Genomic DNA, 24871 nt, shown 5'->3' with positions numbered 1-24871 from the left:
GACGATGACCGATGCTCAGCCACCGATGCCCCCCGCGTCCGCGCCGCGACTGGCCGCGCGGCTCCGGACGCTGGCCCGCACCGACGCGGTCCTGCGGCCCGTGGGCGGCGCGGCCCCGCTGCTGGTCTGGCCCGCCTGCGCCGCAGCCGCCGTCGCGCTCCATGCCGCAGGGCACCCGATGGCGGGCATCCTCGCGGCCCTCGCGGCGCCGCCGGCGCAGGCCCTCGCCGCCCGCCTCCGCCGTCCCGCCGGAGAGCTCGCCGCCGCCGGCGCCGTGCTGACGCGCCCCGAGGCGGAAGCCGTGGCCGCCGCCCGCCTCGACCACGACGCCCGGACGGGGCGCGCCACCGCCGCGCTCCTCTTACAGATCACCGAACCGGTGCACTCCGCCGGCTGGACCGACGCCGAGGCGGAGCGTGCGATGATCCTCCTGCGCGACCGCGTCGCCGCCGCCCTGCGGGAGCGGGACGCGGTGTTCCGCCTCGGCGACCGCACGGTCGCCGCGGTGCTCCACCCCGCCCGGCGGGTCGACCTCGACGTGGTGCTCGGCGTGGCCGACCGGATGCAGGCGGCGGTGGCCGAGCCCTTGTCGATCGACGGCCGGGCATTCCACCTCGCCAGCCATGTCGGCATCTGCACGGGCGCCATGGCGCCCCGTCCCGACGGCGCGGCACTGTTGTCGGCCGCGTCCTGCGCGCTGCGCGAGGCGATCCGCCACGAGGCCGGCGCCGCGCGCGTCTTCACGCCCGAGCTGCGCCGCGAAGAGGAGACCGGGCACCGCCTCGCCCGCCAGGTCGGCCCGGCCCTCGAGAGCGGCGAGATCCGCGCCTGGTTCCAGCCCCAGGTGGACGCTCGCACCCGCCGCCTCGCCGGCATGGAGGCGCTGGTCCGCTGGCACCACCCGGACTTGGGCGTCCTGCCCCCAGCGCGCTTCCTTCCCGCCATCGGGGTCGCTGGCCTCGATGCAGCCCTGGGCGAGCGGGTGCTGCGCGATGCCCTCGCCGCGCTGGAGGCGTGGGACGACGCGGGCTTCGGGGTCGAACAGGTCGGCATCAACGTCTCCAAGGCGGAGCTGCGCGACCCCCACCTCGCCGACCGCTTCGTCTGGGAGATCGACCGCTGCGGCCTGCCTCCCGAGCGCATCGCGGTGGAGATCCTCGAGACCGTCACGGCGGAGGACGCGGACGACGTGGTCCTGCGCAACCTTCGGTCCCTGCGCGCGGCCGGCCTGCGCCTCGACCTCGACGACTTCGGGACCGGGGCGGCGGCGATCCGCCAGATCGCCCGCTTCGGCGCGCACCGCATCAAGATCGACCGCAGCTTCGTGGCCGGCATCGAGCGCGACCCCGAGACCCGGCGCATCGTCGCGGCGATCCTCGGCCTCGCCGCCGAGATGGGGATCGACACGCTCGCCGAGGGCGTGGAGACCGAGGCGCAGGCCGAGGTGCTGGCCGAGATGGGATGCCGGCAGCTTCAGGGATACGCGATCGCCCGGCCAATGCCGCTGGCCGCCACGCTCGCGTGGGCGCGCAATCGCAGCCCTGCGCGCCCCTGCCTCGCCGAGGTGCGCCCCCACGGCACGGCCTGAAACCGCAGGCGCGCCGGGGCGGGCCGGATATACGAGATGGCGAAGGCCCCCGCAGGCCCGATGCCGCCTCCGCCCCCATGCCGGATCGGGGGGTCGGGGTGCGGTCCGTCGCGTCCCGGCCCACCGCCCCCCGCCCCCGGCTGCCCTTGACCTCCGCCCGCCGCGCCTGTCAAACGCCGCCCGACCTCCCGACATCGTCAAGGGCCCGGCCGCATGGACGACCAGAACAAGAACCTCATCCTCGCGACCGTGCTCTCGGCGCTGGTGATCCTCGTGTGGATGGTCCTGTTCCCGCCCGAGCAGCGCTCGCCGGACGTCGCCGTGGACGACACCTCCGACGGCATCCCCGACGGCGGGCTCGCCACGCCGCCCTCGGCCGCCGCGCCCGACGCCGCGATCCCCGGCGCGCCCGCCATCGTGCCCACCACCGACACCCGCGACGCCGCCGTGGCCGCGTCGCCCCGCGTGCCCGTGGACACGCCGCGCCTCACCGGCTCCATCAGCTTGCGCGGCGGGCGCATCGACGACATTGCCCTCAAGGACTACCGCGAGACCCTCGACGAGGACTCGCCGATCGTCACGCTCCTCTCCCCCGCCGGCGGCCCGGAGGCCTACTACGCGCTCCACGGCTGGGTGCCCGCGGGCGACCTCGCCTTCGACGCCGTGCCCGCGCCCACGTCCGAATGGACGCTGGCGCAAGGGGGCACCCTCGCCCCCGGCGCGCCCGTGGTGCTGCAGTGGGACAACGGCGCGGGCCTGACCTTCCAGCGCACCATCTCCGTGGACGAGGACTACATGTTCACCGTCGAGCAGGCGGTGCTCAACGGGACCGACGCGCCCGTGCGTCTGGCGCCCTACGGTCTCGTGGCCCGCCACGGCGAGCCCGACACGGTGAACTTCTTCATCCTCCACGAGGGCGTGGTCGCGCGCGCCGACGGCGAGCTGACCGAGCTCGACTACGACGACATGACCGACCTCGACCCCGTCGCCGCGGAGGGCGGGCGCGTGGAGCGCGTCGAGGTGGCCGCCGACGGCTGGATCGGCTTCACCGACAAGTACTGGATGGCGACCCTGATCCCGCCCGTCGGCGCGCCCTTCGCGCAGGTGGTCAAGTACGTGGACCGCGCCGACATCTACCAGACCGAGCAGCGCCTGCCCGCCATCGAGATCGCCCCCGGCGCCACCGGCGCCTCCACCTCACGCCTCTTCGCGGGCGCCAAGGAGTGGGAGACGATCCGCCGTTACCAGAACGAGGAGGGCGTCGAGGGTTTCGTCGACTCCATCGACTGGGGCTGGTTCTACTTCCTCACCAAGCCGATCTTCATCGCCCTGCACTTCCTGAACGGCGCCATCGGCAACATGGGCATCGCGATCATCGTGCTGACCCTCGGGATCAAGGCCATCCTGCTGCCCCTAGCCTACAAGAGCTACGTCTCCATGGCGCGCATGAAGGAGCTTCAGCCCGAGATGGAGAAGCTCAAGGAGCGCGTGGGCGAGGATCGCCAGAAGCTCCAGCAGGGCATGATGGAGCTTTACAAGACCAACAAGGTGAACCCGGCCGCAGGCTGCCTGCCGATCCTGATGCAGATCCCGATCTTCTTCAGCCTCTACAAGGTGATCTTCGTCACCCTGGAGCTGCGGCACGCGCCGTTCTTCGGCCCCTTCCAGGACCTCTCGGCCCCCGACCCGACCTCGATCGCGAACCTCTTCGGGCTGCTACCCTTCGACGTGCCCGACCCCGGCTCGATCCTGGCGCTCGTGTTCATCGGCATCCTGCCGATCCTCTTGGGCATCTCCATGTGGCTGCAGCAGAAGCTGAACCCGGCCCCCACGGATGCGACGCAGGCGATGATCTTCGCGTGGCTGCCGTGGGTCTTCATGTTCATGCTCGGCGGCTTCGCCTCGGGCCTGATCGTCTACTGGATCGCCAACAACACGCTGACCTTCATTCAGCAGTACGCCATCATGCGCTCCCACGGCGCCAAGCCCGACCTCTTCGGCAACATCCGCCGCAGCTTCCGCCGCAAGCCCGAGGCGGCCAACGCCTCCAAGCCGCCGAGCGGAAAATGAGGGTCGCCAGCCTCTGGCGCCACCCGATCAAGTCGCACGGGCGCGAGCCCCTGCCCGCCTTCGAGGTCGAGGCGGGCGGCACCGTGCCCGGCGACCGCCGCTGGGCGGTGGCCCACGAGGCGGCGCAGGCCCCGGACGGAGCGTGGTCGCCCTGTACGAACTTTCATCGCTGCGCCAAGGCGCCCGCGCTCATGGCCATCGAGGCCGAGAGCCACGAGGACGGCACAGTCACCCTGCGCCATCCCAACCTCGCCGACTTGCGCTTCGACCCGGACGCGGAGGCGGACCGCTACCTTGCGTGGATCGCACCCACGGTGGAGCCGGGCCGCGCCGCGCCGGCCCGGATCGTGCGCGCCGGCGCGCGGGGCATGACCGACAGCGACTTCGCGTCGATCTCGCTCATGAACGCAGCCTCGCACCGGGCGGTGGAAGGGTGCGTGGGCCACGCCCTCTCGCCCCATCGCTGGCGCGGCAACGTCTGGTTCGAGGGCGAGGGTCCCTGGCAGGAGTGGGAGTGGGTGGGCCGCGAGGTCTCGATCGGCACCGCGCGCTTCCGCGTGGCCGAGCCGATCACCCGCTGCCGCGCCACCGAGGCGAACCCCGAGACCGGCCGCCGCGATGCCGCGACCCTGGACGCCCTCGCGCACTGGGGCCACCGCGACTTCGGCGTCTACCTCGAATGCGTGGCGCCCGGCCGGGTCGCGGTCGGCGACCGGGTGGCGGCGTGAATCTCCCGTTCCCCGAGGCGCCCGCGCCCGAGCCGATGGCCGAGGAGCGGGGCCGCCTGCTGTTCGCGGGCGAGGTGGACTTCCTCAAGGGCGTGGTGGCGATGGACGGCCTGCCGCCGGCCGACCGCCCCGAGATCTGCTTCGCGGGCCGCTCCAACGTGGGCAAGTCGACGCTGATCAACGCGCTCACGGGCCGCAAGGCGCTGGCGCGGGCCTCGAACACGCCAGGCCGCACGCAGGAGATCAATTTCTTCACGCTGGCCGACAGCCACTACCTCGTGGACCTGCCGGGCTACGGCTACGCCGAAGCGCCCGTGGCCGTGGTCGCCAAGTGGCAGGCGCTGCTCAAGGACTACCTCGCGGGGCGGGCCAGCTTGCGCCGCGCGTTCCTGCTGATCGACGGCCGCCACGGCGCCAAGCCCGTGGACGAGGAGATCATGTCGCTCCTCGACCGCGCGGCCGTGCCGTTCCAGGCCGTGCTAACCAAGGCCGACAAGGTGAAGGACCGCGACCGCGCCGCCGCGCTGGAGCGGACCCGCGCCGCGCTCGCCCGCCACCCGGCCGCCTTCCCCGAGCTGATCGTGACCTCGTCCGAGAAGGGCTGGGGATTGGCCACCTTGCGCGCCGCCATCGCCGGCATCGAGTAGCCGCCCCCGGAGAACCCGATGAGGAACCAGGACGTGACCCGCGACAACGCCGCTATCGCCCGAACCCTGAACGAGGCGCTCCCCTACCTGCGCCGCTACGACGACGCCACCGTGGTCATCAAGCTCGGCGGCCACGCTATGGGCTCCGACGAGGGCATGGCGAGCTTCGCGCGCGACGTGGTGCTGATGCGGACCGTGGGCATCAACCCCGTGGTGGTCCATGGCGGCGGTCCGATGATCAACGAGCTGCTGGCCCGCTTGGGCGTCGAGTCGCGGTTCGTGCGCGGCAAGCGCGTCACCGACGCCGAGACCCTGCGCGTGGTCGAGATGGTGCTGGGCGGCGAGGTCAACAAGCGCATCGTGCAGGCGATCAACACCGCCGGGGGCCGGGCCGTGGGCCTGACCGGCAAGGACGCCGACATGATCACCTGTCGGCAGGACGACCCGGAGCTTGGCTTCGTCGGCACCCCGTCGGAGGTGGACACGCGCCTCCTCCACTCCCTGTTCCGCGATGAGATGATCCCCGTGATCGCGCCCATCGGCACCGGCGAGAACGACGAGACCTACAACATCAACGGCGACACCGCCGCCGGCGCCATCGCGGGCGCACTCCACGCGGACCGCCTGCTGCTGCTGACGGACGTCTCCGGCGTGAAGGACGCGAGCGGGCAGGTCGTCACCGAGCTGACGGCGGCGGGCGTGCGCGAGATGACCGAGGCGGGCGTGATCGCCGGCGGCATGATCCCCAAGACCCAGACCGCGCTCGATGCGCTGGAGGCCGGGACGCGCGCGGTGGTCATCCTCGACGGCCGCGTGCCCAACGCCGTGCTTCTCGAGCTGTTCACCTCCCACGGCGCCGGCTCGCTGATCCGGTTGAAGTAAGGCTCGCAAGCCCCTCATCTTGCTGCAAGTACCTCGGGGGACGCGCGAAGCGCGGGGGGCGGAGCCCCCTACTCCATCCGTTTCCGCACCCCGTGCAGCCCCAGCCACACCAGCAGCACCACCGGCACCACCGCCCCGGCCAGCAGCATCTCCTTGGGCACCCCCAGCCGTCCCGCGACCGGGTAGAGGAGATACCCCACGAGGCTGACGGCGTAGTAGCTGATCGCCACCACCGACAGTCCCTCCACCGTGCGCTGGAGCCGCAGCGCCGCCTCGGCGCGCGCGTCCATGGAGCGCAGGAGCGCCGCGTTCTGGGCCGCCCGCTCGACGTTGACGCGGGTGGACAGGAGGTCGCCCGCGTTGCGCGCGCGCTCGGCCAGCGCCTCCAGCCGCGCTTGCGTCGAGCGACAGGTCCGCATGGCCGGGTCGAAGCGGCGCATCATGAACTCGGCCAGCGTCTGGCGCCCGCCCAGCCGCGTCTCGCGCAGCACCGAGACGCGCTGGTTCACGAGCGCCTCGTAGGCCTCCTGCGCGCCGAAGCGGAAGGCGGAGCGGGCCAGCATCGTCTCCAGCTCCGAGCCGATGGCGAGCAGGCCGTCGAGGGCGCCTTCGGTCTCGGCCTCGCCGGCGCGCAGGCTCTCGATCACCCCGGACAACGCGCCGTCGAGGCGGGTGGCCTCGGCGCCCAGCCGCCGCGCCTCGGGCAAGGCGAGCATGGCGAGGGTGCGGTAGACCTCGATCTCGCAGAGGCGCTGCACGATGCGCCCCACCCGCTGCGCGCCCGTGCCGTCCGCGGCGAACACCGCGATCCGCACGTGGCCGCCCGCGTCGATGCGGAAGTCGGACGCCACCGTCGCGCTGCCGCCGAGCACCTCCGCGGCGGCGAGGCTCTCGGGCACGAACCAGTCCGCGAGCTTGGCGGCGACCTCCGCCTCGGGTGCCGGCCCCTCCACGCGGATCAGCGCCGAGGCGATGCGGCAGCCCGGGGCGGCGGCGAGCCAGTCGGCGGGGAACGCGTCGAACGACGCGGGGTCGAAGGGTCGGTCGGCCACGCCGTCGGTGAACAGCGTGTAGGTCTCGAACTCGGTGTGGCTCTCCCACTTCAGCCGGTGGCGCCCGAGGGGGCCGAAGAAGTGGGTGGCATCCGGCGGCGGGTGGTCGGCGCCGAAGCGGTCGAGCAGGGCCAGGAGGTGCGCCCGCTCCGCTGCCCGGTCGCGCCCCGCCCCGTCCCGCTCGGGCGCGAGGGCGAGGAAGGCGGCGCGGCAGGGCGCCTCCAGCGTCGGGAAGGGCCGGGCGTGCAGCTCGTTGGCGAGCTGCTGGCGGAGCGGGTGGTCGCGCAGGCTCACGTGACGGCGGCGCGGGCGCGGTGCTCGGGCGTGTCCCACTCGCCGGTGCGGAGGATCTCGGCGAGGTGGCGCACGGCCCCGTCCACGTCCCCTTCCGAGGTGTAGAGCGGCGTGAACCCGAAGCGCAGGATGTCGGGCGCGCGGAAGTCGCCGATCACGCCGCGGGCGATCAGCGCCTGCATCACCGCGTAGCCCTCGGGGTGGCGGAAGCTGACCTGGCTGCCCCGGCGCGCGCCCTCGCGCGGCGAGGCGAGGGTCAGCGCCGGGCACGACGCCTCGACCCCGGCGATGAACCGGTCGCACAGGGCGATGGAGCGGGCGCGCAGGGCGTCCATGCCCACGGTGTCCCAGATGTCGAGAGCCGCCCCGAGGGCCGCCATTTGCAGCACCGGCGGCGTGCCCACGCGCATGCGCTCGATGCCCGCCCCGGGGCGGTATCCCTGCTCGAACGCGAAGGGCGCGGCATGACCCAGCCAGCCCGACAGCGCGGGTGAGACCTCGTCGACAAGGTCGGGACGCGCATGAATGAACGCGGGCGCCCCCGGCCCGGCGTTCAGGTACTTGTAGGTGCAGCCCACCGCGAAGTCGGCGCCGCCGCCCGCCACGTCGACGGGTAGCGCGCCCGCAGAGTGAGCGAGGTCCCAGATCGCCAGAGCCCCCGCCGCGTGGGCCTGCGCCGTGAGCTTCGGCATGTCGTGGCGGCGGCCCGTCCGGTAGTCCACCTCGGTCAGCATCAGCACTGCGAGGTCGTCGCCCGCGGCCTCGATGGCCTCGGCCACGCCCTCGGGTTCGGCGAGGCGCAACTCGTGCCCCTGCCCCAAAGCCTCGATCAGCCCCTCGGCCATGTAGAGGTCGGAGGGGAAGTTGCCGGTGTCCGACAGGATCACCCGGCGCCCCGGCCGCAGCGCGAGGGCGGCGGCCAGCGCCTGGTGCACCTTCACCGACAGCGTGTCGCCGATCACCGTGGTGCCCGGCGGCGCGCCGATCAGCCGCCCGATCCGGTCGCCGAGGGCGGCGGGCTGGGCCATCCAGCCGCAGCGGTTCCAGCCGCGGATGAGCTGCTGGCTCCACTCGTCCTGCACCCGCGCCATCGCAGCCCGCGCCGCCTTCGGCATCGGACCCAGCGAGTTGCCGTCGAGGTAGATCACCCCCTCGGACAGCTCGAACAGGGCGCGGGTGGCGTCCCAGTCCACTAGAACTCCCCCCCGGACACCTGCAGCGCCTGCCCGTTCACGCTGCGCGCGCCCTCGGAGCAGAGCCAGAGCGCGAGCGAGGCCACCTCGTCCGCCTCGATCAGCCGGCCGTGGGGGTTGGCGCCGAGGATCGCGGCGTTCGCCTGCGCCTCGGTCAGCCCGCGCGCCTGGAGGCTGGCGAGGTTGGTGGTGACGATGTCGGTATCGACGTAGGCGGGGCAGATCGCGTTCACGGTCAGGGGCTTCTGCACGAAGTCGGCCGCCAGCCCGCGCACCAGCCCGATCATGCCGTGCTTCGATGCGGTGTAGGCGGACGCGCCGCGCAGGCCCTTCAATCCGGCGATCGACGACACCGCGATGGCCCGGCCCCAGCCGGCCTCCAGCATGTCGGGCAGGCAGGCGCGGAACGTGTGGTAGGTGCCGTCGAGGTTCACCGCCATCATGCGGCGCCAGAACGCGGCGTCGGCGTCGCGCAAGCTGCGGCCCTCGGCGATCCCGGCGTTGGCGACGCAGATGTGCACGGGGCCGTTCGCCGCGCGCGCCTCGGCCACGCCGTCCGCGACCGACTGTTCCTCGGCCACGTCCATCGCGACCGGCGTGCAGCCCTCGACCGCCGCCAGCACCGCGCGGCGGCGGCCCGTGACGGTGACGGCCGCGCCCGCGTCGCGCAGGGCTTCCGCGATGGCGCGCCCGATCCCGGTGCCGCCGCCGGTCACCAGCGCGTGCCGTCCCTCCAGATCGCCCGTCATGGTCGCAAACTCCCTTCCAATGGTCGCCAAGGGCCTCCGTCGCCTTGCCGCCCCCCTCCCCCGAAGGTAACGAAAACTTCAGGGGAAGCTCTTGGGGAGAGATACGCATGAAGATCGGCGCACCGAAAGAGGTCCAGGAGGGCGAGCGGCGCGTCGCCGTCACGCCCGAGAGCGCGACGCAGCTTCGGAAGCTCGGCCACGAGGTCCACGTCGAGAGCGGCGCCGGCGTGCCCGCGGGCTTCACGGATGCCGCCTACGAGGCGGCGGGCGTCACGGTCGAGAAGACCGCGGCGCAACTCTTCAAGGCGGTGGACGTGGTGGCCAAGGTCCAGCCCCCCACCGAGGCCGAGACGAAGCGCCTGCGCCGCGGCCAGACGCTGATCTCGTTCTTCTACCCCGGCTCGAACGAGGCGCTGCTGGAACTCGCGAAGAGCAAGGGCGCCACCGTGATCGCCATGGACATGGTGCCCCGCATCTCCCGCGCGCAGAAGATGGACGCGCTGTCGTCCATGGCCAACATCGCCGGCTACCGCGCCGTCATTGAGGGGGCCAACAACTTCGGCCGCTTCCTGACGGGGCAGGTCACGGCGGCCGGCAAGGTGCCGCCCGCCAAGATCCTCGTGGTCGGCGCGGGCGTCGCGGGCCTCGCCGCCATCGGCACGGCCACGTCCCTGGGCGCGCAGGTCTACGCCTTCGACGTGCGTCCCGAGGTGGCCGAGCAGATCGAGTCGATGGGTGCCGAGTTCGTGTACCTCGAGTTCGAGGACAGCGAGCTGCCCGACGGGGCCGCCACGGGCGGCTACGCGCCCCCCTCGAGCCCCGAGTTCCAAGCCAAGCAGCTCGCCAAGTTCCGCGAGCTGGCGCCCGACATCGACATCGTCGTCACCACCGCGCTGATCCCGAACCGCCCCGCCCCGGTCCTTTGGACCGAGGACATGGTGCGCGCCATGAAGCCCGGCTCCGTGGTCGTCGACCTCGCCGCCGAGCGGGGCGGCAACTGCGAGCTGACGGTGAAGGACGAGAAGGTCGTCACCGAGAACGACGTGACGATCGTCGGCTACACCGACTTCCCCTCGCGCATGGGCACGCAGGCGAGCGTGCTCTACGGCAACAACGTGCGCCACATGATCGCCGACCTCACCCCCGGCAAGGACGGCGCGATCGTCCACGACATGGAGGACGACGTGATCCGCGGCGCCACCGTGACCCACGCCGGCGAGATCACCTGGCCGCCCCCACCGCCCAAGGTGCAGGCGATCGCGGCGGCCAAGCCGCGCGAGAAGGTCGTGATCCCCACCGCCGAGGAGAAGCGCGCGGCCGAGATCGAGGCGTTCCGCGCCGAGACAAAGCGGCAGGTCGGCCTGCTCGCGGGCGGCGGCGCGCTGATCCTGCTCGCGGGCCTCTTCACGCCGGCCAGCTTCATGCAGCACTTCATCGTCTTCGTGCTCGCCGTGTTCGTGGGCTTCCAGGTGATCTGGAACGTGGCCCACAGCCTGCACACGCCCCTGATGGCCGTGACCAACGCCATCTCCTCGATCATCATCCTGGGCGCGCTGATGCAGATCGGCTCGGGCTCGTGGCTGGTGGTGATCCTGGCGGCGCTGTCGGTGTTCATGGCCGGGATCAACATCTTCGGCGGCTTCATGGTCACCCGGCGCATGCTCGCCATGTTCCAGAAATCCTGAAGGGGGCCCGGCAATGGAATACGGATTCACCATCGCGGCCTACGTGGTCGCCGCCGTCCTCTTCGTCTTCTCGCTCGGCGGCCTGTCGGGCCAGGAGAGCGCCAAGCGCGCGGTCTGGTACGGCATCGCGGGCATGGCTCTGGCCGTGCTCGCCACGCTGATCGGGCCGGGCTCCGGCCTGTCGCTCCTGTCGATCGTGCTGATCGCGCTCGGCGGCGTGGTCGGCTGGCAGCTCGCCAACCGGGTGCAGATGACGCAGATGCCCGAGCTGGTCGCGGCGATGCACTCCCTCGTGGGCCTTGCGGCCGTGTTCGTGGGCTTCAACGCCCACGTCGAGATCGGCCGCGTGGCCGAGGCCTTCCAGGCCGCCGCCCTGCCCTTCCCGCGCGTGCCCCTCGAGACGCCCGAGGCGGCGCTGGCGTCGGCCGCCGTGGCGGACACGTTCCGGGGCTTCGCCGCCGTGGTCGCCAAGAAGATCCCCGTGGAGATCACGATCCTGCGGATCGAGCTGTTCCTCGGCGTGTTCATCGGCGCGATCACCTTCACCGGCTCCGTGGTGGCCTACGGCAAGCTGGCGGGACGCGTCTCGTCGGCCGCCAAGCAGCTGCCCGGCGGGCACATGCTGAACGCCGCCGCCGCCGCGATCTCGGTGCTGTGCCTGTTCTGGTACATCGCCTCGGGCGGGGCATTCCCGCTCCTCCTGATGACGTTGGCCGCGCTCTTCATCGGCTACCACCTCATCACCGGGATCGGCGGCGCCGACATGCCGGTCGTGGTGTCGATGCTCAACAGCTACTCGGGCTGGGCGGCAGCGGCGATCGGCTTCTCGCTCGGCAACGACCTCCTGATCGTGGTCGGCGCGCTGGTCGGCTCCTCGGGCGCGATCCTCTCCTACATCATGTGCAAGGCCATGAACCGCTCGTTCGTGTCCGTGATCCTGGGCGGCTTCGGCGGCGCGCAGGGCGAGCAGATGGCCGTGGAGGGCGAGCAGGTCGCCGTCGACGCCGACGGCGTGGCGGCAGCGCTGGAGGACGCCGACAGCGTGGTGATCGTGCCGGGCTACGGCATGGCCGTGGCGCAGGCGCAGCAATCCGTGTCCGAGCTGGTCCGCAAGCTGCGCGCCAAGGGCAAGGAGGTGCGCTTCGCCATCCACCCCGTCGCGGGCCGCCTGCCCGGCCACATGAACGTGCTCCTGGCCGAGGCGCGCGTGCCCTACGACATCGTGCTCGAGATGGACGAGATCAACGACGACTTCCCCTCGACGGACGTGGCCATCGTGATCGGTTCGAACGACATCGTGAACCCGGCCGCGCAGGACGACCCGAACTCGCCCATCGCGGGCATGCCGGTGCTGGAGGTGTGGAAGGCCAAGCAGGTTTTCGTGTCGAAGCGCGGCCAGGGCACGGGCTACTCGGGCATCGAGAACCCGCTCTTCTACAAGGAGAACACGCGGATGTTCTACGGCGACGCCAAGGCGAGCGTCGATGCGCTGAACGCCAAGCTCTGACGCCACCCGCGGACGGGAAAGGGCCGCCCCTCGGGGCGGCCCTTCGCGTTCGCGCCCGGGGGCGGGTCACATGTCGAGGAAGGTCTCGATCCGGTCGCGCGAGGGCTCCATGCCGTTCTCCTGGTCGCCGAACGCGGTGAGGTAGATCTCGGCGACCTGCGCGTCGGTGAGGGTCGAGGCGTCGACGTCGAAGCCGTTCACGTCGAGGTAGTTCTGCACCGAGGCGACGACCGAGTTCTCGCCCTGCGGCATCAGGCCGTTCTCGTCGAAGCCGACCGTGCCGTCGCCGTTCACGTCGCGCACCACGACGCGCCGCTCGAGGATGGCCCTGGCCGTCCCCTCGCCGTTCAGCGCGGCCTCGATCTTGCGGATCTTCTCGGATGCCATGTCCTCGCTTCCGGCGAAGTAAATCTCGATGACCTGCTCGTCGGTGAGGGCGTCGAAGTCGACGTCGAGGCCGAGTTCCGAAACCGTGCGCTGGGCGTCGGCGAGGAGGGTCGGCGAGACGCCGGTGTAGGCCTGCGCCCCGGTGGCGGCGAGCGCGAGGGCTAGGGCGGTGGCGGTGATCGCGGTACGCATGATGATCTCCTGTCTGGTCCCGGGGCCGATCGCCGGCGCGCCGGGCAGGACGGAGAACGGCGATCCCCCCCGCGCCGGTTTCGCATGCTGCGGTAGATTCCCCGTGACCGGCCGTGCGGACTTCGTGTGCCCCGGACGAACAGACGCCCCGGCCTTTTCAGACCGGGGCGCCGCTCAGACGGACACTTCCCGCACCGCACAACCACCAGGAAGCGCCCGGAGCCTCGCCGGACCGGCAGGCCGGTCCGTGTTCGAAGAGGCGCGGCGACGGCGGGAGGGGGCGGTGTCGAAGGGGCCCGGGCTCTCCGCCGCAGATGGTTCGCAAGGGCAACGGGCGCCCCGCGCGATTGTTCCCCGATGGATCGCATGCGGGGCACAATTGTGATCGCACCTCCGCCCGCCCGGACAGCGCACACCCTCCGGGCGAGCGGCTCGCCCTAGCCGGCCTCGAGCACGCCGCGGTCGATCTGGTCCTGCTCGATTGCCTCGAACAGGGCTTGGAAGTTGCCCTCGCCGAAGCCGTCGTCGCCCTTGCGCTGGATGAACTCGAAGAAGATCGGACCGATGCAGGTCTTGGAGAAGATCTGCAGCAGGATGCGCGTCTCGCCCCCGCCGACCACGCCCTCGCCGTCGATCAGGATGCCGTGGCGGGCCATCCGGTCGAGCGGCTCCTCGTGGCCATGCACGCGCTCCTTGGACAGCGGGTAGTAGGTCGCGGGCGGCGGCGGCATGAAGCGCACGCCGTTCGCGGCGATGGCGTCCACCGCATCGTAGATGTCGCGTGCGCCCACCGCGATGTGCTGGATGCCCTCGCCCTTGTAGCGCTTGAGGTACTCCACGATCTGCCCCGTCTCGCCCCGGTCCTCGTTGATCGGGATGCGGATCCGGCCGCAGGGAGAGGTCAGCGCGCGGCTGTGCAGGCCGGTATGCTTGCCCTTGATGTCGAAGAAGCGGATCTCGCGGAAGTTGAACAGGTCGCCGTAGAAGCGGAACCACACGTCCATGTTGCCGCGGTGGACGTTGTGGGTGAGGTGGTCGAGGTAGTGGAAGCCCACGCCCTCGGGGTTCGCCTCGGCATGCCAGTCGAACTCCGCGTTGTAGGGCGAGGCGTCGCGGTATTGGTCTACGAAGTAGATCAGCGAGCCGCCGATGCCGCGGATCGCCGGCACGTCCATCACCTTGCCGTCGCCCTCGTAGGGCTCCGCGCCCTTCGCCACGGCGTGGCGGAAGGCGTGGTCCGCGTCGGCCACCCGCCAGCCCATCGACGGCGCGCAGGGGCCGTGCTCGGCGACGAAGGCCGTGGCGTGACTGCCCGGCTCGGCGTTGATGAGATACGAGATGTCGCCCTGCTGCCAGAGCTCCACCGCCTTGCGCTTGTGGGTCGCCACGTGGGCGTAGCCTTGGGCGATGAAGATGTCGCGCAGGGCCTGCGGGTCTTCGTGGGCGAATTCTACGAACTCGAAGCCGTCGGTGCCGGCGGGGTTCGCCTCGGAAATATCGGAATACGGTGCGTCGTGGGGGAACGGTCCCATGGGTGCCTCCTGTTTGGGCCAAGGATACCACCACCGCGGGGCGCGTTCCGCGCTTATCCCGCCCCGATCGACCTTCCGTTCACGGGTTTCGCGTGCGAAACATCGCCCCCATGCGCGATCCCCGCACCTCCCTGAACGAGACCGACCGCCACCTCCTGCGGCTGATCCAGCGCGACGCGGGCCTGACGGCCGAGGCGCTGGGCCAAGCGCTGGGTCTCTCGGCGAGCCAGGCGGGCCGCCGCCGCGCGCGGCTGGAGGCCGAGGGCTACGTGCGCGCGACCGTGGCCCGCCTCGACCCGGCGCATCTCGGCCTGCGGGTGCAGGCTTTCGTGCAGGTCGCCATGGCCACCCACGAGCCGCGCGAGGCCCGCGCCTTCCTGCGCCTTCTCGAGGCGCGCGCAGAGGTCACCTCGGTCTGGACCCTGACCGGCGAGGCCGACTACCTGCTGCGCGTCTGGTGCGAGGACCTGCCGGCCCTCAACGCCCTGATCCACGGCACCCTCCTGTCCCACCCCGCGGTCAGCCGGGTGCGCAGCCAGATCGTGATGGACCAGCCGAAGCGCGACGCGCCCCTGCCCGTCTAGGCGGCATCGCGGGAACGTGGTCCCCGTCGGGGGATCGGTGCTGGCATGACGGGGGCCGCTCGCCTAATGCGGGTGCATGGAATCCGTGCTGCTCATGGCCGTCGTATATCTCGCCGCGGCGACGATCTGCGTGCCCGCGGCCGTGCGCCTCGGGCTCGGCTCGGTGCTGGGCTACCTCGTGGCCGGCGTGATGATCGGCCCGCTCACAGGCCTCGTCGGCTCCGAGACCGCGGACCTGCAGCACTTCGCCGAGTTCGGCGTCGTCATGATGCTGTTCCTGATCGGGCTGGAGCTGGACCCCGCCACGCTCTGGCGCTGGCGCGCGCGCCTCCTGGGCCTCGGCGGCGGTCAGGTCGTGCTGACCGCGCTTCTGGTGGGCGGCGCCGCGCTGGCGATGGGGCAGACCCTCGCCGTGGCGGCTGCGGCGGGCGCCGCGTTCTCGCTCTCGTCCACGGCGATCGTGATGCAGACCCTGCAGGAGAAGCGGCTCAACCAGACCCCGGGCGGGCGCCACGCCTTTTCGGTGCTGCTCAGCCAGGACATCGCGGTGATCCCGCTGCTCGCGCTCCTGCCGCTCTTCGCGCCGGGCTACCACGCCCCCGAGGAGCATGGCGGCCACGACGCCGCCGTGCCCGTGGGCGACGGGGCGTCGGCGCAGATGGCCGAGCAGGTCACCTCGTTCATCGACACCCTGCCGCCCTGGGGCGTGGCGCTCGCCACCATCGCCGCGGTCGCCTTCGTGATCCTGGGCGGGCGCTTCCTGACGCGGCCCGTCTTCGCCTGGGTCGGCCGCGCGCAGATCCGCGAGATGCTCACGGTGGTCTCGCTGCTGTTCGTGATAGGTGTCGCGGCACTGATGATGTTGGTGGGCCTGTCGCCGGCGCTCGGTACCTTTCTCGCGGGCGTGGTGCTTGCCAACTCCGAGTATCGGCACGAGCTGGAAGCCGACATCGAGCCGTTCAAGGGCCTCCTGCTCGGCCTCTTCTTCATCACCGTGGGCGCGGGTATCGATTTCGGCGTGCTGATGGGCGCGCCCTTCCTGGTGGCGGGGCTGGTGCTGGGACTGATCGCGCTGAAGGGCGCGGTGCTGTTCGGCCTGGGCTCGCTGTTCGGCCTGCGCGGGCGCGACCGCATCCTCTTCACGCTGTCCCTCGCCCAGGCCGGCGAGTTCGGCTTCGTGCTGGTCTCGCTGGCGCTGGCGCAAGGCTTGCTGACCCCGGCCCTCTCGGCGCTGTTCCTGCTGATCGTCGCGCTCTCGATGCTGCTGACGCCGATCCTGTTCATCCTCTACGACTGGTACGCCGCCCGCGCGCCCGGCCTGCCCGAGATCGAGCCCGACGAGATCGACGAGGAGGGCGAGGTCATTATCGCCGGCGTGGGCCGCTTCGGGCAGGTGGTGCACCGGATGCTGCAGGCGGCCGGCCTGCGCACGGTGGTGCTCGACCACGACATTGAGACGATCCAGCTCCTGCGCACCTTCGGGCTCAAGACCTACGTGGGCGACCCCACGCGCCCCGAGCTCCTGAAGGCCGCGGGGCTGAGCAAGGCCACGCTGCTGGTAATCGCGCTAGACGACCGGGCCGACGCGGTGCGGCTGGTGAAGACCGCGCGCTCGATCAACCCGGACATCCAGATCATCGCCCGTGCCTACGACCGCACCCACGCCTACGAGCTCTACCGCGCGGGCGCCGACGACATCGTGCGCGAGATGTTCGACAGCGCTCTGCGCGCAGGCCGCTACGTGCTCGAGCGCATGGGCTGGTCCGACGCCGAGGCCCTGCGCGCGCGCGACGCCTACTTCCGCCACGACCGGACCATGCTGCTGGACCTCGCGAGGCTCTGGAAGCCCGGGGTGCCGCTGTCGCAGAACGCCGAGTACGTGGAGCGCGCGAAGGCCTACAACAAGGACTTCGAGAACGCGCTGATGCAGCGCTTCGGCGAGGACGAGGAGGCCGCCGAGGAGGCACGCGCCGCCGGCGAGGCCGCCGACCGCGCCCGCGAGGAGGCCGCCGCCGAGCCGCGCCCCGAGCCGCCTAGCCGGCGCGCCGCAGGCTGACGCGCTCGGACCAGCTCGGCGCGTCGGTCCACGTCTCGCGCTGCGCGCCCTCCATCAACGCCTCGGTGTTGCGCATCACGTCGCCCAGCGCGAAGGCGACCATGGCGGCGTGCTCCAGCAGCTCGTCGCCGGCGCGGCGCGGGAGGTGGTCGTGGAGCGCCTGCGCGGCTTCGCGCATCCGCTCCATCTCGCGCACGGGCACTCGGCGGCCCCGGCCCAGCGCCTCGTAGACCCGGCCGGCAGCGTCGCGGAAATCCTCCAGCGGCCCTTCCAGCCCCGCCTCGGTCAGGTCGCGGGTGCGGGCCGTGGCGCGGTCCAGCAGCCACAGCGCGTTCCACGCCTCGGTCACCGCATCGACGCGCGCCTCGCGGCTGGCATGGTCCGCCATCTCCAGCGCGCCGAGGGCGTCACGGGCGTCCTGCAGCGTGCCGAGGATGCGGTGGCGCTCCGGCACGCCCTCCTCGGCGCCCTCGACCTTGGCCTTGCCCACCACCTCGGGCAGGGCACGGGCGAAGGCGCGCAGCGCCGAGGCAAGGTGGCGCTCGAAGCGGTCCTTGGCGGTGTCGGGCCAGATCAGGAGGGATGCCGCGATACCTATGGCTGCGCCCAGCGCGATGGCGATCAGCCGGTCCGTGGCCGAGACCCAGATGTTCATGTTGTCGGCCAGCGACAGGCCCACGGCGCAGATCACGCCATAGGCCCAGTCGGGGCGCAGCTTGGAGATGCCGTTGAGGATCAGGAGGCTGCCCGCGAGGGCGACGCCGGTGCTCCAGCCCGTGGGCAGGAGGATCAGCGCGGGCATCCCCACGGCGAGCCCGACGAAGGTGGCCGCGAAACGCGTGCGGATGGAGTTGAGCGTGCCGCCGATCGAGGGCTGGAGGATCAGGACCGCCGAGAGCACGCCCACGAAGGCTTCGGAGGTGCGGCCCAACGCCACCAGCACGAACCACATGGCGAGCGCGGCGGCCCCGGTCTGCACGGCGATGCGCAGCGCGTCGCGCAGCGCGGCTACGTCCATGTCGAGGCGGGCCGCGAGGCGGCGGGGGAGATCGCGAAGGGCCACGCCCCGCAACCCCCGGTGGCGCGATCCGTTCCCGCGGGGGCGCCTGGGGGAGCGCCCCGGCGTGCGCCTAGAGGCCCTTGGCGTGGTAGCTCGCGGCGATGCGGCCGATCGAGACGATGAAGGCCGCGGTGCGCAGGTCCTCGACGTCATCGCGGCCCTGCCAGACCTCGCGCATGGACTGATAGGCCTCGCGCATGGTGTCGTCGAGGCCGGAGCGGACCAGCTCCAGCTCGCCCGCGCCGCGCAGGTAGTCGCGCTTGAAGTTCTCGCTGAGGGTCCAGGCCACCTCGCGGTTCTTGGACAGGCGCTCCAGCTCGTCGACCAGCACCTGGTGGCGCGCCTCCTCGGCGCGGCGCTGCATGCGGCCGAAGCGGATGTGGGAGAGGTTCTTGACCCACTCGAAGTAGGAGACCGTCACGCCGCCCGCGTTGGCGTACATGTCGGGGATGATGACGGTGCCCTTCTGGCGCAGGATGCGGTCCGCATCGGACGTCACGGGGCCGTTCGCCGCCTCGATGATCAGTGGCGCCCGGATCATCCCCGCGTTGCCCTCGTGGATCACGCCCTCGAGGGCCGCGGGGACGAGGATATCGCACTCGGCTTCGAGAAGCTTGGCGCCGTCCGCCTCGTAGGTGGCGCCGGGGAAGTCCTTCACGCCGCCCGTCTCGCGGATGTGCGCCTGCACCGCCTCGGGATCGAGGCCGTCCTCGGAGTGGATCGCCCCATCGCGCTCGATGATCGCGGTGATGCGGCAGCCGTCCTCCTCGTGGAGGAACTTGGCGGCGTGGAAGCCCACGTTGCCGAGGCCCTGCACCACCACCCGCTTGCCGTCGAGCGTGCCCGAGAGCTTCGCCGCGGCGATGTCGTCCTTGTGGCGGAAGAACTCGCGCAGCGCGTACTGCACGCCCCGGCCCGTGGCCTCGACCCGGCCCTTGATGCCGCCGGCGTTGAGCGGCTTGCCGGTGACGCAGGCGCGGCCGTTGATGTCGGTAGTGTTCATGCGCTGGTACTGGTCGACGATCCACGCCATCTCGCGCTCGCCGGTGCCCATGTCGGGGGCGGGCACGTTCTGGGCGGGGTTGATCATGTCGCGCTTGATCAACTCGTAGGCGAAGCGGCGGGTGATCTGCTCGAGCTCGTGCTCGTCCCACTCGCGCGGGTCGATGCACAGGCCGCCCTTGGAGCCGCCGAAGGGCGTCTCCACAAGCGCGCACTTGTAGGTCATCAGCGCGGCCAGCGCCTCCACCTCGTCCTGGTTCACGGCGAGCGAGTAGCGGATGCCGCCCTTCACGGGCTCCATGTGCTCGGAGTGGACCGAGCGGTATCCGGTGAAGGTGTGGATCGCGCCGCGCAGGCGCACGCCGAAGCGCACCGTGTAGGTGGCGTTGCAGACGCGGATCTTCTTGGCCAGCCCCGGGGCCAGGTCCATGCGGGCCACGGCCCTGTCGTACATCGCGTTGACGGATGCGCTGAAGCCTGCGGCCATGGTGTCCTCCCGGGAGCGGCCGGCGCCCTTCGCGGCCCCGGCTTTGTTAGCGGTCCGTTCCTTAAAGTCCCGTTGCCGCCCGATTGTCCACCGGGGCGGGACGCCGCCCCATGCGCGCCCCCGCCCCGGCCCGGAATCGGCCCGATTCCGGTGGCATGTCTCCTCCCGACCCGCGCCGCCCATCCCGGACGGCAAGCGAATCGAGGAGCGACCCATGCCCCGCTGGATCGAGCGTCCCCTCCGCGCCGCCGACGCGTTCCGCCGCGACGAGAGCGGCGTTCTGACCATCTTCGGCGTCGGCGTGTTCATCCTGATGATGCTCGCCGGCGGCATCGCGCTGGACTTCATGCGCTTCGAGAACGAGCGGACCCGCCTGCAGCACACGCTCGACCGCGCCGTGCTCGCCGCCGCCTCGCTGAACCAGCAGCGCGACCGCCGCGAGGTGATCCAGGACTACTTCCGGGCCTCGGGCCTGGCCGGCTACGACCTGGAACTCGAGATCGACGAGTCGCTGGAGCACCGCGCGATCATGGCGCACACGTCGTCGCCGGTGCGCTCGCTGTTCCTGAACATGGTGGGCATCGACTCCATCGTCGCGCCCGCCTCCTCGGCCGCCGAGGAGCGCATCCGGAACCTCGAGGTGAGCCTCGTGCTCGACGTGTCGGGATCGATGGGCGACGACGGCAAGATCACGCGCCTGCGCTCCGCCGCGAAGGACTTCGTGGACTCGATGCTGACCGGCTCCGAGACCATGACCTCGGTGTCGATCGTGCCCTACAACGGCAAGGTCAACATCGGCTCGTCGATGGCGGACTACTTCGCCCTCGACCCGAGCGAACACACGCTGTCGAACTGCGCACGCTTCGACTCGGCCGACTTCCAGAGCTCCGGCATCGCGGCCGGGACCGTGTTGAAGCGCCTCGCGAACTTCGACGTGATGACCTACAGCTCCTGGGAGCGGACGGGCGGCATCGCGCGGCCGCACTGCCCCCACAACGACACCAATCGGATCGTGCCCTGGTCCAACAACGCCAGCGCCCTCAAGAGCTACATCGGCTCGCTGAACGCGGGCGGCTGGACCGCGATCGACATGGGCATGAAGTGGGGCACCGCGCTTCTCGATCCCTCGACGCGCTCCCGGCTCAACGCGATGGTCGGGGACGGCATCGTGCCCGTCGACTTCGTGGACCGGCCGGTGGACTATCGCACCGCAGGCGCGCTGAAGGTCGTGGTGATCATGACCGACGGGATGAACACCGATCAGTACGACCTGCGCGACGACCGCCGCGGCAACGCGCTCGCACCGATCTGGGCCTATCACAGCGTCTTCGACGACTACGACGGCGAGCGGCAGAGCTGGACCGCCGGCGCGATCATGACGGACCACCCCGACATGCGCTACTCGGCCCGGTTCGAGGAGATGGACAAGTACTACGACTGGAAGCGCGACGACCTGCGCTCCACCCCGGTGGGCGGCGACGACGCGGTCCAGCTGACGTGGCACGAGGCGAACTCGATCTTCGGGGTCCGCTACCTGCAGAGCGCGATCGCCCCTTGGGACGGGCGGGTCGACGACAAGACCATGAAGCAGGAGGACTACGACTACTGGCGACGCTTCACCGTCACCTCGCTGGCCGACAACGCGAAGGCCGACGCGAACCTCAGCGCGATCTGCGCCGCCGCCCGCAAGGAGGGCATCGTGGTCTACACGATCGCATACAAGGCCGAGAAGGAAGGCAAGGACGCGATGCTGGACTGCGCGGGATCGCCGATCTTCTACTACAACGTCGAGGACCTCAACATCGCCGAGGCCTTCCACAGCATCCAGGCCTCGATCCACTCGCTGAGGCTGACCCTGTGAGCGCGCCGGGCCCCGCGCGCGCCGCTCCGCTGGCCGGGAGGCTCGCCCGCGGCATCCGCCGCGGCGCGGCGCGCCTCGACCGCGCGATCGGGCTGACCGACGACCGGCGCGAGGACGGACAGGCCACGGTCGAGTTCGTGATCCTGTTCCCGATCTTCATGGCGCTGTTCCTGTCGGCCTTCGAGTCTTCGCTGATGCTGACGCGCCAGCTGATGCTCGAGCGCGCGCTCGACATCGTCATGCGCGACGTGCGCCTCGCCACCGGGACGGACAACGACCACGACGACCTGCGCACGAGCATCTGCGAGCGGGCGCCGATCCTGCCCCAGTGCGACAGCAACCTCGTGATTGAGATCACCGACATCAACCCGCCCGGCTACGACCTGCCCGCCGACGACGCGCCGTGCGTCGACCGCACCGTCGCGGTGCAGGCCTACAGCAACGACAGCCTCATCACCAAGGGCGCGCGCAACCAGCTGATGCTGGTCCGGGCCTGCTTCGCCGTGGATCCCGTGTTCCCGGGCACGGGCGTCGGGCTGGCGCTGCTGCGCTCGAACGACGGCGACGTCCAGCTGCTCGCCGCCACCGCCTTCGTCCAGGAGCCCTGAGCCGATGCGTCTTCCCCGCCCCGTCCGAGCCCTCGCCCGGTCCCTGCGCGACGAGCGCGGCTCGATCGCCGTCGAGGCGGTGATCATCCTGCCCGTGCTGGTGCTGTTCTACCTGGTCAGCTTCACGCTCTACAACGCGTACCACAAGCAGACCGTGGTCACGAAGGCGGGCTACACCCTCTCGGACCTCCTCTCGCGCCAGAACGCCCCCGTCACCGCGAACAACATCGACGGCATGCGCGACGTGTTCGCCTACATCACCCGCGACGGCGCGGACGCGCAGATCCGCGTGACCCACCTGACCCGCTACGTGGACACCACGGCGGGCCTTGACGAGTACCGGATCATCGACTCCTACGGCACCGGCGACGTCGGGCAGATGTCCCAGGCGCAGCTCGACCGCGACCTCCTGCGCGTGCCCAACCTCGCCAGCAACGAGCATGTCACGGTGATCGAGACCTTCTCGCCCTACACGCCGCCCTTCTTCATCGGGCTCGACTCTTACCAGATGGAATCCTTCGTGGTCTCGCGCCAACGCTCGGGAATGCCCATCGTCATGCGGGTGCCGCCCCTCGGGACCGGCAGCGGCGGCGAGGAGGAGGAAGCGTCCACCTGACCGGACCGCGTGGCGATCCGGCCGGCCGCGCAGTTCGTGCCCCCGCCCCGCTGGACTCCGGGCAGGGGCGACCCGATATTCCCCACATGCGCCTGCCCGACAGTTTCCTCGACGAGATCCGCGCACGGCTGAGCCTCAGCCAGGTCGTCGGCCGGCGCGTGACCTGGGATCTGCGCAAGAGCAACCAGGCCAAGGGCGACTGGTGGGCGCCCTGCCCCTTCCATCAGGAGAAGTCGCCGAGCTTCCACGTGGATGACCAGAAGGGGTTCTTCTACTGCTTCGGCTGCGGCGCGAAGGGCAACCTGTTCGGCTTCGTGCAGCAGCAGGAGAACGTGGGCTTCATGGAGGCGGTGGAGCTGCTCGCCCGCGAGGCCGGCATGGAGATGCCCCGCCGCGACCCGCGCGAGGCGCAGGCCGCCGACCGTCGCACGCAGCTCGCCGAGCTGTGCGAGGAGGCGCTGCGCTTCTTCCGCACCCAGCTCAAGACCGGGGCCGCCGCGGAGGCGCGGGACTATCTGCGCGGGCGGAGCCTGTCGCCCGACACGCTGGACCGCTTCGAGATCGGCTTCGCCCCGAACCGCCGCATGGCCCTGCGCGACCACCTGATGCAGCGCGGGGTCGCGCCCAACCTCATCGAGGCCGCCGGCCTCGCCACCCCCGCCTCCGAGGGCGATCCGCGCGACCGCTTCATCAACCGCATCACCTTCCCGATCCGCGACGGGCGTGGGCGCTGCATCGGCTTCGGCGGGCGGGCCATGAACCCCGACGCCAAGGCCAAGTACCTGAACTCCCCCGAGACCGAGCTCTTCGACAAGGGCGCCAACCTCTACAACCTCGCCCGCGCCCGCTCCGCCGCCGGCAAGGGGCAGACGGTGGTGGTGGCCGAGGGCTACATGGACGTGATCGCGTTGGCGCAGGCCGGCTTCGAGGCCGCCGTTGCGCCCCTCGGCACGGCCGTCACCGACCGGCAGCTCCGGCTCCTGTGGCGCGTGTCGCCCGAGCCGGTCGTGGCGCTCGACGGGGATGCGGCGGGCCAGCGCGCGGGGCTGCGGCTGGCCGACCTCGCCCTGCCCATGATCGCCGCCGGCCAGTCCCTGCGCTTCGCGATCCTGCCCGAGGGCCAGGACCCCGACGACCTGATCCGCGCCGGCGGGCCGGAGGCCATGCGCGCCGTGCTGGAGGGGGCGGTGCCGATGTCGGCGCTGCTCTGGCGGCGGGCCACCGAAGGCAAGGTGCTCGACAGCCCCGAGCGGCGCGCGGCCTTCGATGCCGAGCTGCGCGCCCTCGTGAGGCGCATCGAGGACCCGAACGTGCGGCGCCACTACGGCGAGGCCTTCGCGCGCCAGCGTGCCGACCTGTTCGGCCCCGAGATGCGGCAGGAGGCGCCCCGCGCCTTCGCGGGCGACCGCCCCTTCCGCCCTCGCGGCTCCGGCCGGCCGGGCGGCGGTCGCGGCGGCGGCGCGTGGCAGCCGCCCGCGCTGGCCACGGTCGCGGCGCGCGGCTCGGCGTTGGCGCAGGGCGCAGCCGACCCCGACCGGGTGCTCGAGCAGGTGGCGCTGGCGGGGCTCGTGCTCCACCCCGCGCTCCTCGAGGACTTCGCCGAGGCGTTGGAGCGCGGGCACTGGGCCGGCGAGGGCCACGGTCGCATCGCCCAGGCCCTCCTGGCGGTCGACCCGGTGGACGATCCGGCCGAGGCGCGCGCGGCTCTCGAGCGGGCGGGCTGCGGGCCGGCCCTTGAAGCGCTGCTCGCTCTGGCCCATGTGCGTGTCTCCCCGGCCGCCCGGCCCGGCGCAGGGGACGCGGACGCGGCGGCCTGCGTGCGCGACGCCTTCGCCCGGCTCGAGGCCCGGCGCGGGGTGGCGCGCGAGACGCTGGAGGCGATCGAGGACTTCGAGGACGGTGGCGACGAGGCGATCGTCTGGCGGCTGGGTCAGGCGCTGCGGCGCCGCGACGAGGCGACGCGGGCGCCGCGCGACGAGGAGACGGGTGGCGACGATGCCGCGGGTATGTCGGAATTCCTGCAGGGCCTTCTGGACGCGAAGGTCTGGGAGAAACAGAAACGGAAGTGATTCGGGGTGCGGCCCCGGGTGA

20 protein-coding genes are annotated in these 24871 nt (G+C 71.6%); 13 read left to right on the top strand and 7 right to left on the bottom strand.

The features are described from left to right. Positions 1-4: 4 nt before the first annotated feature. From K3554_RS08470 to argB, 5 genes are all read left to right on the top strand, one after another. A complete protein-coding gene (locus K3554_RS08470) occupies positions 5-1588 on the top strand; it encodes a GGDEF domain-containing phosphodiesterase (RefSeq protein WP_259939179.1) in 1584 nt (527 codons plus the stop codon). Positions 1589-1801: 213 nt separating this feature from the next. Continuing rightward, positions 1802-3658: a membrane protein insertase YidC gene (yidC, locus tag K3554_RS08465; RefSeq protein WP_259939177.1), complete on the top strand. Its 1857-nt coding sequence runs from the start codon at positions 1802-1804 to the stop codon at positions 3656-3658. Continuing rightward, positions 3655-4386: an MOSC domain-containing protein gene (locus K3554_RS08460; RefSeq protein WP_259939174.1), complete on the top strand. Its 732-nt coding sequence runs from the start codon at positions 3655-3657 to the stop codon at positions 4384-4386. The genes yidC and K3554_RS08460 overlap by 4 nt, the downstream gene beginning before the upstream one ends. Next, entirely contained in the window at positions 4383-5033 is a 651-nt protein-coding gene (yihA, locus tag K3554_RS08455) for a ribosome biogenesis GTP-binding protein YihA/YsxC (RefSeq protein WP_259939172.1), read from the top strand. Before K3554_RS08460 ends, yihA begins: the two co-directional genes overlap by 4 nt. Before the next feature lie 18 nt (positions 5034-5051). Continuing rightward, positions 5052-5915 carry an acetylglutamate kinase gene (argB, locus tag K3554_RS08450; RefSeq protein ID WP_259939169.1) on the top strand — a complete coding sequence of 288 codons (864 nt, stop codon included), beginning with the start codon at positions 5052-5054 and terminating at the stop codon, positions 5913-5915. 68 nt (positions 5916-5983) lie between these two features. Here the strand turns inward: argB and K3554_RS08445 are convergent, their stop codons facing one another. The 3 genes from K3554_RS08445 to K3554_RS08435 are packed head-to-tail and all read right to left on the bottom strand — an operon-like array spanning position 5984 to position 9203. Continuing rightward, positions 5984-7261: a DUF3422 family protein gene (locus K3554_RS08445; protein WP_259939168.1), complete on the bottom strand. Its 1278-nt coding sequence runs from the start codon at positions 7259-7261 to the stop codon at positions 5984-5986. Beyond that, complete coding sequence (gene kynU / locus K3554_RS08440) at positions 7258-8454, bottom strand: kynureninase (RefSeq protein ID WP_259939167.1); 1197 nt, start codon at positions 8452-8454, stop codon at positions 7258-7260. Before kynU ends, K3554_RS08445 begins: the two co-directional genes overlap by 4 nt. Next, entirely contained in the window at positions 8454-9203 is a 750-nt protein-coding gene (locus K3554_RS08435) for an SDR family NAD(P)-dependent oxidoreductase (protein ID WP_259939165.1), read from the bottom strand. Before K3554_RS08435 ends, kynU begins: the two co-directional genes overlap by 1 nt. 107 nt (positions 9204-9310) lie before the next feature. Between K3554_RS08435 and K3554_RS08430 the strand changes: the two genes are divergently transcribed. Further along, positions 9311-10888 carry a Re/Si-specific NAD(P)(+) transhydrogenase subunit alpha gene (locus K3554_RS08430; RefSeq protein WP_259939163.1) on the top strand — a complete coding sequence of 526 codons (1578 nt, stop codon included), beginning with the start codon at positions 9311-9313 and terminating at the stop codon, positions 10886-10888. A gap of 13 nt (positions 10889-10901) precedes the next feature. Continuing rightward, a complete protein-coding gene (locus K3554_RS08425; RefSeq protein WP_259939160.1) occupies positions 10902-12395 on the top strand; it encodes an NAD(P)(+) transhydrogenase (Re/Si-specific) subunit beta in 1494 nt (497 codons plus the stop codon). A gap of 66 nt (positions 12396-12461) precedes the next feature. Here K3554_RS08425 and K3554_RS08420 read toward each other — a convergent pair whose 3' ends face one another. Then, the gene (locus tag K3554_RS08420; RefSeq protein ID WP_259939158.1) at positions 12462-12974 is read right to left on the bottom strand and encodes a hypothetical protein; all 513 of its coding nucleotides are present in this window, start codon (positions 12972-12974) and stop codon (positions 12462-12464) included. A 437-nt stretch (positions 12975-13411) separates the two neighbouring features. Beyond that, complete coding sequence (gene hppD, locus K3554_RS08415) at positions 13412-14506, bottom strand: 4-hydroxyphenylpyruvate dioxygenase (RefSeq protein ID WP_259939156.1); 1095 nt, start codon at positions 14504-14506, stop codon at positions 13412-13414. Between the two features lie 110 nt (positions 14507-14616). On the opposite strand from hppD, the gene K3554_RS08410 reads away from it, so the two are divergent. Continuing rightward, positions 14617-15090 carry an Lrp/AsnC family transcriptional regulator gene (locus tag K3554_RS08410; RefSeq protein ID WP_259939154.1) on the top strand — a complete coding sequence of 158 codons (474 nt, stop codon included), beginning with the start codon at positions 14617-14619 and terminating at the stop codon, positions 15088-15090. A gap of 76 nt (positions 15091-15166) precedes the next feature. Next, the gene (locus K3554_RS08405; RefSeq protein ID WP_259939152.1) at positions 15167-17146 is read left to right on the top strand and encodes a monovalent cation:proton antiporter-2 (CPA2) family protein; all 1980 of its coding nucleotides are present in this window, start codon (positions 15167-15169) and stop codon (positions 17144-17146) included. Here the strand turns inward: K3554_RS08405 and K3554_RS08400 are convergent. Continuing rightward, positions 17124-18209 carry an FUSC family protein gene (locus K3554_RS08400; RefSeq protein ID WP_259939150.1) on the bottom strand — a complete coding sequence of 362 codons (1086 nt, stop codon included), beginning with the start codon at positions 18207-18209 and terminating at the stop codon, positions 17124-17126. The two genes, K3554_RS08405 and K3554_RS08400, sit on opposite strands and share 23 nt — an antisense overlap. Before the next feature lie 67 nt (positions 18210-18276). Beyond that, positions 18277-19695 carry a Glu/Leu/Phe/Val dehydrogenase gene (locus tag K3554_RS08395; RefSeq protein ID WP_259939149.1) on the bottom strand — a complete coding sequence of 473 codons (1419 nt, stop codon included), beginning with the start codon at positions 19693-19695 and terminating at the stop codon, positions 18277-18279. 214 nt (positions 19696-19909) lie between these two features. Here K3554_RS08395 and K3554_RS08390 point away from each other — a divergent pair, with 214 nt between their 5' ends. The 4 genes from K3554_RS08390 to dnaG all read left to right on the top strand — a co-directional run bounded on the left by K3554_RS08390 (position 19910) and on the right by dnaG (position 24849). Beyond that, positions 19910-21556, top strand: coding sequence for a pilus assembly protein (locus K3554_RS08390; protein WP_259939148.1), 1647 nt, complete (start codon positions 19910-19912; stop codon positions 21554-21556). Next, positions 21553-22164 (top strand): TadE/TadG family type IV pilus assembly protein, encoded by a 612-nt coding sequence (locus K3554_RS08385; protein ID WP_259939147.1) that lies wholly within the window; start codon positions 21553-21555, stop codon positions 22162-22164. The genes K3554_RS08390 and K3554_RS08385 overlap by 4 nt, the downstream gene beginning before the upstream one ends. Positions 22165-22168: 4 nt before the next feature. Beyond that, positions 22169-22780 carry a TadE/TadG family type IV pilus assembly protein gene (locus tag K3554_RS08380; protein ID WP_259939146.1) on the top strand — a complete coding sequence of 204 codons (612 nt, stop codon included), beginning with the start codon at positions 22169-22171 and terminating at the stop codon, positions 22778-22780. 86 nt (positions 22781-22866) lie between these two features. Beyond that, positions 22867-24849 carry a DNA primase gene (gene dnaG / locus K3554_RS08375; RefSeq protein WP_259939145.1) on the top strand — a complete coding sequence of 661 codons (1983 nt, stop codon included), beginning with the start codon at positions 22867-22869 and terminating at the stop codon, positions 24847-24849. Positions 24850-24871 lie beyond the last annotated feature (22 nt).

Origin of the sequence: Jannaschia sp. W003 (genome assembly GCF_025144335.1) — a bacterium.
Classification (GTDB): Bacteria; Pseudomonadota; Alphaproteobacteria; order Rhodobacterales; family Rhodobacteraceae; genus Jannaschia.
This window is presented reverse-complemented; position numbering and strand designations above follow the sequence as displayed.

Bases quoted from the DNA above. Each gene is read 5' to 3' on its own strand.
- K3554_RS08470 (WP_259939179.1), top strand. From the start codon at position 5: ATGACCGATGCTCAGCCACCGATGCCCCCCGCGTCCGCGCCGCGACTG.
- yidC (WP_259939177.1), top strand. From the start codon at position 1,802: ATGGACGACCAGAACAAGAACCTCATCCTCGCGACCGTGCTCTCGGCG.
- K3554_RS08460 (WP_259939174.1), top strand. From the start codon at position 3,655: ATGAGGGTCGCCAGCCTCTGGCGCCACCCGATCAAGTCGCACGGGCGC.
- argB (WP_259939169.1), top strand. From the start codon at position 5,052: ATGAGGAACCAGGACGTGACCCGCGACAACGCCGCTATCGCCCGAACC.
- K3554_RS08435 (WP_259939165.1), bottom strand. From the start codon at position 9,203: ATGACGGGCGATCTGGAGGGACGGCACGCGCTGGTGACCGGCGGCGGC.
- K3554_RS08430 (WP_259939163.1), top strand. From the start codon at position 9,311: ATGAAGATCGGCGCACCGAAAGAGGTCCAGGAGGGCGAGCGGCGCGTC.
- K3554_RS08425 (WP_259939160.1), top strand. From the start codon at position 10,902: ATGGAATACGGATTCACCATCGCGGCCTACGTGGTCGCCGCCGTCCTC.
- K3554_RS08420 (WP_259939158.1), bottom strand. From the start codon at position 12,974: ATGCGTACCGCGATCACCGCCACCGCCCTAGCCCTCGCGCTCGCCGCC.
- hppD (WP_259939156.1), bottom strand. From the start codon at position 14,506: ATGGGACCGTTCCCCCACGACGCACCGTATTCCGATATTTCCGAGGCG.
- K3554_RS08410 (WP_259939154.1), top strand. From the start codon at position 14,617: ATGCGCGATCCCCGCACCTCCCTGAACGAGACCGACCGCCACCTCCTG.
- K3554_RS08405 (WP_259939152.1), top strand. From the start codon at position 15,167: ATGGAATCCGTGCTGCTCATGGCCGTCGTATATCTCGCCGCGGCGACG.
- K3554_RS08395 (WP_259939149.1), bottom strand. From the start codon at position 19,695: ATGGCCGCAGGCTTCAGCGCATCCGTCAACGCGATGTACGACAGGGCC.
- K3554_RS08390 (WP_259939148.1), top strand. From the start codon at position 19,910: ATGCCCCGCTGGATCGAGCGTCCCCTCCGCGCCGCCGACGCGTTCCGC.
- K3554_RS08380 (WP_259939146.1), top strand. From the start codon at position 22,169: ATGCGTCTTCCCCGCCCCGTCCGAGCCCTCGCCCGGTCCCTGCGCGAC.
- dnaG (WP_259939145.1), top strand. From the start codon at position 22,867: ATGCGCCTGCCCGACAGTTTCCTCGACGAGATCCGCGCACGGCTGAGC.